The organism is Cupriavidus basilensis, from assembly GCF_029335485.1.
Taxonomy (GTDB): domain Bacteria; phylum Pseudomonadota; class Gammaproteobacteria; order Burkholderiales; family Burkholderiaceae; genus Cupriavidus; species Cupriavidus basilensis_E.
Genome location: NZ_JARJLM010000112.1, coordinates 1 through 8,837 on the forward strand (window position 1 = coordinate 1; position 8,837 = coordinate 8,837).

Here is an 8,837-nt window from a genome sequence, read left to right on the forward strand (position 1 = left end):
ATTCACTCAACTATTGACCAAACATGCGACCAAACATGCCAGGCGCGAATGGCCGCATGCGGGGCTGACGATGACACCAAGACACATGGACTGAAGTCTCCGGTTTTTCTTGGCTCTATATGAACCATTGGTTGATCCAATGATAGTTTGTGGATGGATTGCACGTCAATGAATCAAACATCAGTGCTTCCCCTGAGGACGGCTGCGGCGAAGCCATGAGAATGGTGCGACCCGAGGCCGACTCAGATAGGTCATTGGTCATATCAATGGTCATGTCGGCTGCGCTATACTAGAACCTTCAAGGGACCGATAACGCGTTGCGAGAGCGCGTTTCGCGTGGGCAGACGAGGGTAAAGCAGTGGAAAGGCACCAGACCATGGACCAAACCGGGCAAGCAGCTGTTGCCGAAGAAGCAACCTTTGAACCGATCTCAGTCAGCCGCGCACTCGACGAGATCGCCAGACAAATCCGGCAAGAAGTCATGGCAGGGCGGCTGAAGCCGGGTCAGAAGCTCCCTCCGGAGCGGGAGCTTTGCGTGCGTTTCGGCGTCAGCCGCAACACTTTGCGCGAAGCCCTGCGCGCGCTCGAGATTTCCGGCATCATCGAACTCAAGAAGGGCGCTTCTGGTGGCGCGTTCATCAAGAAGGGCGACCGGGACGTCGTCATTACCGGCCTGCGGGACCTGTACTATCTCGGGTCGATCACCCCGGAGCAACTGACCGAGGCGCGAGTCATGCTTGCCGACCTGGTGGTTCGCGACGTTTGCGTGAAGGCAACTGAAGCGGACCTTGAGGCACTGCAGGCTAACGTGGCCGCTGCCGAGGCCGCGCAGAAGGCGGGCAACTTCGAAGAGCGTGCACGGATACATCTCGAATTCCATAGTCTTCTCGTCAAGATTTCCGGCAACCCCATCCTGATTCTCACGATGGAGGCTATCCTGAAAGTCATGGCCGAGTTCGTGGCCCAGATCGGCTATAGCGAGAACCGCTTTGTGCTCCCCTCGCGGCGCCGGCTTCTCAAACTACTGGCGGAGCGCAACGCGGACGAGGCCGCCAACGAGATGGCAGCTCACCTCCGGCGCGTGCACCGCTACTACCTGTCGCAGATCAAGAGTCAGGACTGAGTACCCTGCGCTTGCGCAGGGCTTCTTCCCTTTCGCTTTCACTGCGGCCTGCGCTGATGTATTCCGCCGGACAACGGACAAATTCACCGTATCACATAGCTACTGGCGACAGGGTGCAAGTACCTGCTGCGGCCTGCACCCTATGACAGGCGGCGACCGAGCAGCAGACGCCGCGTCCGTCAGCTGGCCTTCGCAATCCAGCCCGAGATGACCTGCCCGCACGTGAGCGGCCCCGACGCGCCGGTATGGGCGACCGACGAAGGCGTTCTCGAGAAGCGCGGCGCCGGCGCCGGATGAGGCACGCCGCCGATGTCGACGAACGCCTCGCGCGCCAGCAGGTGCGGGTGCTGTGCAGCCTCGCTCAGCGTCAGCACGGGAGCAAAGCACGCATCGGTATCGCCCAGCAACGCCGTCCATTCTGCCCGGCTGCGTTGCGCGAAGATCCGCGCTAGCTCCGCTCTCAGTGCCGGCCATCGGGTCCGGTCGTGTTGTGCGTCGCGCAGCGCCGGATCCAAGCCGATGCGCTCGCACAGCAGCGCGAAGAACTGTGGCTCGATTGCGCCGATGCAGACGTGTTCGCCGCCGGCAGCGCGGTACACCGCGTAGTATGGCGCGCCACCATCGAGCATATTGTCGCCGCGGCGTTCGCTGTAGAGGCCACGCAGCCTGTGTCCCTGCGCCAGGCTCATCAGCGAAAGCGCGCCGTCGCAGATGGCGGCGTCCACCACCTGCCCGCGGCCAGAACTGCGCGCCTCGATCAGTGCCGCAAGGATGCCCATCGTCAGGTACAAGCTGCCGCCGCCATAGTCACCGACGAGATTGAGCGGAGGCACCGGGCCGCCATCTCGCTCGCCGATCGCGGCGAGGGCACCCGTGACGGCGATGTAGTTGATATCGTGACCGGCCGTCTGCGACAGCGGCCCGTCTTGTCCCCATCCGGTCATGCGGCCGTAGACAAGTTTGGGATTCAGCGCCGCGACGGTCTCCGGCCCGAGGCCGAGGCGTTCCATCACCCTTGGGCGGAACCCCTCGACCAGCGCATCTGCGTGGGTCAGCAGCGTCAGGACCTGATCCCGGTCCTTGGCGCTTTTCAGATCCAGCAGCACAGTGCGCCTGCCACGTCCAATGAGATCCTGCAGGTGAATGGGCCTGGCTCCGGGCCGGTCGATGCGGACAATGTCAGCGCCCATGTCCGCGAGCAGCATACAGGCGAACGGCCCTGGTCCAAGCCCCGCGAACTCAACGATCCGGACCCCCGACAGGGGGCCCTTCCTCAGTGAGGTGGTGTTTGTTTGATCCAAGATATGGCTCCATTCACCGGCGTCAACTGGCCTGTGCGCGAACCGGCGCAGCACCCAACGCACCTGAGCGCTCAAGTTCCGCGATTCGTGTTTCATCGTAGTGCAAGACATCGCGTAGCACTTCGGCCGTGTGTTCGCCCACCGCCGGCGCAGGCCGTGGGGCCACGGCAGGCGTTTCGGATAGCCTCATCGGCGATTCAATGTTGGGAATCCAGCCTTTCACGGGATGGGCAATACGGGTGGCCAGAGCGCGCGACTGCGCCTCGCCGGAGCGCAACGCCTCGCCAAGCGTTCGGACTTCGCCGTGTGGCACGGAGGCCGCACGCAGCTTGGCCTGCCAGTGGCTCCACGGCTCCGCCGCAAAAGCCTCATTGAGGATCCCGAACAGTTCCTCGCGATGATTCAGCCGATCGATGCTTCTCACCAGATCGGGACGAGCCGCGATATCCGGGCGTCCCAAGACATCGCCAAAAAGGCGCGCGAAGATCTTGTCGTTCCCGCAATGCAGGTAGAAGGGCCGGTCCGCCGCGCGAAACACCCCCGAAGGGCACGTATCCGGAGTGGAATTGCCGTGGCGCTGGGGATCCTTTCCGGTCAGCAGGTTCTGCATGCCGGCAAATCCCGTCATCATGACCGCGGTATCAAATAGCGAGACCTCGACAAACTGCCCCTTTCCGGTACGCTCGCGTGCCAATAGGGCAAGCAGCAGTGCATTGCTCGCCATCAGGGCCGTCCCCATATCCATGACCACCGGCCCGCTGCGCACACCGGGACGGTCAGGGTAGCCATTCATGGACATGTAGCCGCTCTCTGCCTGCACGACAGGGTCGAAGCCAAGTCGATCCGCATAGGACCCCGTGCGCCCGTACGCGGACACGGAACAATAGATCAGGCGTGGATTGAGCTGCGCACAGCGCTCGTAGCCCAATCCAAGGCGCTCCATGACGCCGCTCGAAAAGTTCTCGACCACGACGTCCGCGGTCGCGACCAGGTCGAGCGCCACCTTCACACCCTCCTCGGTTTTGAGGTCAAGCGCGAGACTGCGCTTGTTCCGATTGGTCCAAAGGTACGGGCCGCCCTGCGCAGGCAGCGCAGGATCCAGTGGCGGGTAATAGCGGAAATCCTCTCCGCGCCCAGGACGCTCGATCTTGATCACATCCGCGCCAAAGTCCCCCAGGATCATTGTCGCCAATGGCCCGGCGATGAAGTGCGAAAAATCGACCACTTTCAGTCCGCTCACGGCACTTTCGCGTGGCTGAGCCGGCGCCTCACGCACTGGCAGCTCTTCGATACAGCTCTGGTTGAACATGGTCTCCTACCTCTGTTTTGTCAATGGCTCAACCAATGTAACGCAGGGGTCTGGCGTAGTCAACACGTAGACGCCGGCTTCCGAGTGGCATAACGATTTCATGCCGACGCCGTAATGCTTGCGGAAAACCACCATTTGACAGTTTATTCCGTTGGTTCTACCATTGAAAAAAATGAGGATGCCTCGGCGAGAACCAATCGGTTGGTTGCCGGTGCAAGCGGAGACAATGCAATGAGCGAGCCCAAACGCGTCGCGATCATCGGCGCGAGCGCCATACCGGTCGGAAGGCACCAGACAGCCGATGCGGAGGAGCTTCACACGCTGGAGCACGAGGTCCTGCTGCGGCTCGTACTTGAGGCGACGCGCGACGCCGGCGTGGACAAGCGTGACATCGAGAGCCTGGTCTTCACGCTGCCGCGTCCATACACCCGGCAGAAGTACCTGCACACGTTCATGATCGGCAAGCTCAAGCTGCCATGCCGGGGCACCGTGCTCGAGGTGATGGGCAATGGCATGACCGCCGCCCTGGCGCTGGATCAGGCGTGCAACGAAATCCTGCTCGGCAGGGCCAAGGTCGCACTGGCGCTCGGCATCAATATGGAAACGGCGGTTTCCGCGGCCGAGCATGCCATGAGCAGCATGCGGACGACCGGCGATGTCGACTTCCATGTTCCCGCAGGCTTCACGCCGATCTCGTGGTACGCCATGGACGCCGCGCGCTACATGCACGAGCATGGCGCCACGCAGGAGCAGCTGGCCGCAGTGGCCGTGAAGAACCGCTATCACGCTTCGCTGAACCCCCTGGCCCAGTACCGCAAACCGGTCACGACGCAGGAGGTGCTGGCGCAGCGCCCGATCGTCGAGCCCCTGGGACTGTATGACGTGCCGCCGCGCGGCGACGGTGCGGCCTGCCTGGTGCTCGCCAGCGAGGAGGTTGCACGCGCTACCGGCCGCCCGTACGTGTTGATCCAGGGCCGGGGTTTCCAGCATGACGGCTCACACCAGATCAGCGACGTACCCAACGACATGATCGGCTTCGAGGCGGCACGGGCGGCTTCGGCGCAGGCATACGCCGAAGCGGGCATCACGGCTTCGGACCTTGATCTGGCGGAGCTCTATGCCCCTTGCACGATTGTCGAGATCCTGGTCAGCGAGGCGCTCGGTCTGGTACCGCGTGGCCGGGGATCGATTGCCGCACTCGACGGAGAGACCACGCTTGGCGGGCGGATTCCGATCTCCACGTCCGGCGGCCTGCTTTCGCGCGGTCATCCATCCTATGTCACGTCGCTCTACAACTACGTGGAGATCGCGGAACAGCTGCGCGGCCGCGCAGGCGAGCGCCAGGTGAAGGGCGCCCAATGGGGGGTTGCAACAGGGGAACTGGGCAACTACAACGCAGCGCTGGTTCACGTGTTCGAAGGAGTTCAATGATGCTCGAGACAGTCGACATTGGCGCCTCGCGTGCCTATCCGCCGCGCGTTTCGACGGCGACCGCGCCGTTCTGGAGTGCTCTTGCGCAAGGCCGCTGGATCACCACTGCATGCTGCGACTGCGGCAAGCAGACCTTCCCGCCACAGATCATCTGCCCGCATTGCTGGTCCGAAGCGCTCGAATGGACCGATCTCAGCCCGCGCGGGGTCATCTATTCCTGGACGCGCGTGCACGCCGCGCCCACCGTCTTCGCGGCCGAGGCCCCCTACAGCGTCTGCATTGTCGACCTGGATTGCGGCATACGCATTGCCTGCAAGCTGCTGGAAACCGAAGCAGCCGCGCCTAGTATCGGCATGGCCGTGGAGATGGTAAGGCTGCGCTACCAGGATGGCGATCTGTTTGCCGCCCGTGCCCTCCAGCGCTGATGACCGGGCTGGCGACCGCAGCGCGGCGCCGCCGTCACTGCCACAACGTTTCTTGTTCTTGTTGTTCTACATCGTCCCAGGAGTTATGCATGCGCGACACCCCATCGTCCATGAACACGGTCGACTGCGATTTACTAGTGATCGGTTCCGGTGCCGGCGGCCTCTCCACGGCTGTCACCGCCCGCAAGCACGGCCTTGATGTCGTGGTCGTGGAAAAAGACAGCGTGTTTGGCGGGACCACCGCCTTCTCAGGCGGTGTGCTGTGGATTCCCGGCAATCCGGTCTCCCGGCGCGCCAATCAGAAGGACAGTCGCGAAGCCGCGCGCGCCTACCTTGCGGCGGAAACGGGATCTGCGTTCGACGCAGCCGCCGTCGATGCGTTCCTGGACAACGGCCCGAAGATGGTCGATTGGTTCGAGCGCGAGACCAGCGTGAAGTTCGCGCCGACGCTGTATCCCGACTACCATCCCACGCAGATCGGTGGCGTCGACGTCGGCCGCTCCATCCTGGCGGCACCGTTCGATATCCGCGAGCTGGGCAAGGACGTGTCGCGCCTGCGCCCGCCGCTATCGACCATCACGTTCATCGGCATGATGTTCAATTCGTCGAATGCCGACCTGAAGCACTTCTTCAACGTGACGAAGTCGGTGAAGTCGTTCTTCTATGTTGCCAGGCGGCTCGCAAGTCACCTCAAGGAGTTGGTGCTCTACCGGCGCGGCATGCATGTCACCAGCGGCAATGCGCTGGCGGCGCGCCTGGCGAAATCGGCGCTGGATCTCGGCATTCCCATCTGGACTGCGTCGCCCGCGCTCCGGCTTGTGATCAGGGGCGGCGCAGTGGCGGGCGCGATCGTCAAGCGCGACGGCGGCGAGGTGGAAGTCCGGGCCCGACACGGCGTAGTGCTCGCCAGCGGCGGTTTTTCGCACGATATCCAGCGTCTGCGCAAGGCCTACCCGCATGTCGCGCGCGGCGGCGAGCACTTTTCGCCGGTGCCGGCCACCAACACCGGCGATGGCGCACGCCTGGCGGAGGAGGCGGGCGGCACGGTGCCGCTGCGCTATCGCGACGCTGCGGCGTGGATGCCGGTATCGAAGGTACCGATGGGCGGTGGGCGCTACGTCGCGTTCCCGCATCTGCTGGACCGCTACAAGCCCGGCGTCATCGGCGTGTTGCGCAATGGCCAGCGGTTCACCAACGAATCGAATTCCTACCACGACGTGGGCGCGGACCTGATTCGCGCATGCGCAGGCCAGCAGGAAACCGCAATGTGGCTGATCTGCGACCACGCCACCATTTCGAAGTACGGGCTGGGCTACGCCAAACCGGCGCCGCTGCCCCTTGGCCCGTTGCTGCGTAAGGGCTATCTCAATCGGGGCGGTTCGCTCGCCGCGCTCGCGCAAGAATGCGGCATCGATGCCGCGGCGCTTGAGCAGACCGTGCGCGAGTACAACGCGGGTGCGCAGTACGGCGAGGATCGCCAGTTTGGCCGGGGCATCACTTCGTTCAACCGATACCTCGGGGATCCGGACCACAAGCCGAATCCCTGCGTGGCGCCCATCGCGCAGGGCCCTTTCTATGCCCTGAAGATAGTGATGGGGGATCTCGGTACCTTTGACGGCATTGCCACGAATGTGGAGGGTGCCGTGCTGCGCGAAGACGGCAGCGCCATTGCCGGCCTCTATGCCGTGGGCAATGACCGCGCCAGCATCATGGGCGGCAACTATCCAGGCGCAGGGATCACGCTGGGCCCCATCATGACATTCGGCTACATCACCGGACGGCACATCGCCAGCCTCGCGAATGCGCACGCAGGCAGTGGGGCACCGCAGGCCGTACGCAGGGAGAAAGCGCATGCAGCCTGACAACGCACTCACCCTCGTCGACCACCGTATCTACACGATCCGGCTGCGCAGGATGAACGAGTTCCTGGATGTGTTCGGCAAGATGGCAATGCCCATCCTGCTCGAAACCCTGGGCAATCCGCTTGGCGCCTATGTCAGCCATGTCGGCCCGCAGAACCAGTTCGTGCACTTGTGGGGCTACCAGGATCTAGCCGACTTCGAGCGCCGTTCCCGTGCTCGTGACGCCCATCCCGGGTTCGCCGAATACCTGACGGCCTCGGCGCACCTGATCGTCGCCCAGGAGACGCGGCTGATCCGTGCGGTCGCCATGCCCGGAGTAACGATTCCTACGAGCAATCGATAACGGCCGGCAAACCTGCCAGCCTGACAAAAGAAACTGGAGACACAAATGAATTTCCTTCCCCGCATCCCACGAATTTCACGCTGCCTTGCCGCCTGCTTTGCCGGCGTGCTCGCATCCATGGGCGCCTCGGTGCCCGCCGCCGCGGCGGACGCCTATCCGTCCAAGCCAATCACGATTGTGGTGCCGTACTCGGCAGGCGGGGCTAGCGATATCCAGGTACGCGTCATCTCCCAACAGCTGTCGACGATACTCGGGCAACCCATCATCGTCGACAACCGGGCAGGGGCGTCCGGCGCGATTGGCGCGGCCTTTGTGGCACGTGCCGTACCGGACGGCTATACCCTGCTGTACCCGAACAACGGCCTGTTGATTGCGGCGCTGCTCAACAAGTCCGCAGGGTACGATCCGCTCAAGGATCTCGCGCCCGTTTCGACGGTGACCACCATGCCGATGGTGCTGGTCGTGAACAAGAGCATGCCGGCCAACAATCTGCGCGAGTTCTTCGCCTATGCCAAGGGCCATCCGAACACGCTCAATTACGCTACCGCGGGCCCGGCTTCGTACGGCAACCTTGCCACTCACCTGCTTTCGCGGGCTGCCGGCCTGAGCATGACACAAGTACCGTACCGGGGGGAGGCGAACACCACGATGTCGGTGCGCACAGGCGAAGCGCAGGTGCTGTTTACCAGTCCGTCCGCAACGATGATGGGCCAGGTCAACGCAGGCAGCCTGAAGCTGCTGGGCGTGGCAAGCGCCGGGCGCTCTGAGGTGGCGCCCAATGCGCAGCCGATCAACGAGGTTCTGCCGGGTTTCAAAGCGGAAATCTGGTTTGGTCTGATGGCGCCTGCCAGGACGCCGCAGCCTGTCGTCGACAAGCTCAATCAGGCCGTGCAACAGGTACTGAAGGACCCCGGCATTCGCGCCAGGCTCTTGGCCAATGCGGCAGTTGCGCAGCCTTCCACGCCGCAAGCGTTCGAGCAGATGCTCCGCGCGGAGCATGCCCAGTTCGCGGAAATCATCCGCAAGCACAACATCACGGCGGA

Annotated in this window: 8 protein-coding genes; 6 read left to right on the top strand and 2 right to left on the bottom strand. The window is 63.4% G+C overall.

Annotated features, from left to right (window positions below; translation table 11 throughout):
• Positions 1-376 precede the first annotated feature (376 nt).
• Positions 377-1,123 carry a FadR/GntR family transcriptional regulator gene (locus P3W85_RS06430; RefSeq protein ID WP_017226094.1) on the top strand — a complete coding sequence of 249 codons (747 nt, stop codon included), beginning with the start codon at positions 377-379 and terminating at the stop codon, positions 1,121-1,123.
• Between the two features lie 179 nt (positions 1,124-1,302).
• Here P3W85_RS06430 and P3W85_RS06435 read toward each other — a convergent pair whose 3' ends face one another.
• Complete coding sequence (locus tag P3W85_RS06435; protein ID WP_276264164.1) at positions 1,303-2,424, bottom strand: CaiB/BaiF CoA transferase family protein; 1,122 nt, start codon at positions 2,422-2,424, stop codon at positions 1,303-1,305.
• A gap of 22 nt (positions 2,425-2,446) precedes the next feature.
• The gene (locus P3W85_RS06440; RefSeq protein WP_276264165.1) at positions 2,447-3,733 is read right to left on the bottom strand and encodes a CaiB/BaiF CoA transferase family protein; all 1,287 of its coding nucleotides are present in this window, start codon (positions 3,731-3,733) and stop codon (positions 2,447-2,449) included.
• A gap of 114 nt (positions 3,734-3,847) precedes the next feature.
• Here P3W85_RS06440 and P3W85_RS06445 point away from each other — a divergent pair, with 114 nt between their 5' ends.
• The 5 genes from P3W85_RS06445 to P3W85_RS06465 all read left to right on the top strand — a co-directional run.
• A complete protein-coding gene (locus P3W85_RS06445; RefSeq protein ID WP_276264166.1) occupies positions 3,848-5,164 on the top strand; it encodes a thiolase family protein in 1,317 nt (438 codons plus the stop codon).
• Entirely contained in the window at positions 5,161-5,589 is a 429-nt protein-coding gene (locus P3W85_RS06450; protein WP_276264167.1) for a Zn-ribbon domain-containing OB-fold protein, read from the top strand. The genes P3W85_RS06445 and P3W85_RS06450 overlap by 4 nt, the downstream gene beginning before the upstream one ends.
• Before the next feature lie 89 nt (positions 5,590-5,678).
• On the top strand, positions 5,679-7,451 hold the full coding sequence (locus P3W85_RS06455; RefSeq protein ID WP_276264168.1) for an FAD-dependent oxidoreductase: 1,773 nt from the start codon (positions 5,679-5,681) through the stop codon (positions 7,449-7,451).
• Positions 7,441-7,794 carry an NIPSNAP family protein gene (locus P3W85_RS06460; protein WP_017226100.1) on the top strand — a complete coding sequence of 118 codons (354 nt, stop codon included), beginning with the start codon at positions 7,441-7,443 and terminating at the stop codon, positions 7,792-7,794. Before P3W85_RS06455 ends, P3W85_RS06460 begins: the two co-directional genes overlap by 11 nt.
• Positions 7,795-7,839: 45 nt before the next feature.
• Positions 7,840-8,837 (top strand): tripartite tricarboxylate transporter substrate-binding protein (locus P3W85_RS06465; protein ID WP_276264169.1); only part of this gene is annotated, 998 nt, incomplete at its 3' end.